General features: G+C 64.9%; 1 protein-coding gene. It reads left to right on the forward strand.

The genetic code is table 11. The features are described 5' to 3' along the window. Window positions 1-113 precede the first annotated feature (113 nt). A partial coding sequence (locus tag I6F37_RS44325) for a tripartite tricarboxylate transporter substrate-binding protein (RefSeq protein WP_368736841.1) occupies window positions 114-388 on the forward strand: 275 nt, incomplete at its 3' end.

A 388-nucleotide genomic window follows, 5' to 3' on the forward strand; every position in this document is an offset into this window, starting at 1 on the left:
GCATACGCGCGGTCTGGTAAAGTCAGGGACCGCCGGATACACTTTCTTATCGCCGCACGGGAGGCAACATGGGTTCGACTCATGCACTACTCCTAGTATCGCTGGGAGGGGCCGTGATCGCTGCGGCGCCGCCGGCTGCGCTCGCACAGGCCTATCCAGCCAAGCCCATTCGCATCGTAGTGGGTTTTTCGCCCGGGGGGACGACCGACATACTGGCACGGGACCTGGGTGCGCGGTTGCAGGAGAGCTGGGGCCAGTCGGTGGTCGTGGACAACCGGCCCGCGGCGGGCGGAAACATTGCGGCAGCGGCGGTAGCCAGGGCAGCCCCGGACGGATACACGCTGTTGCTGAGCACCAAGTCGTTCGCGATCAATCCGGCCTTGTATTC

Origin of the sequence: Bradyrhizobium sp. NBAIM08, from assembly GCF_020193935.1 — a bacterium.
Taxonomy (GTDB): Bacteria; Pseudomonadota; Alphaproteobacteria; order Rhizobiales; family Xanthobacteraceae; genus Bradyrhizobium; species Bradyrhizobium yuanmingense.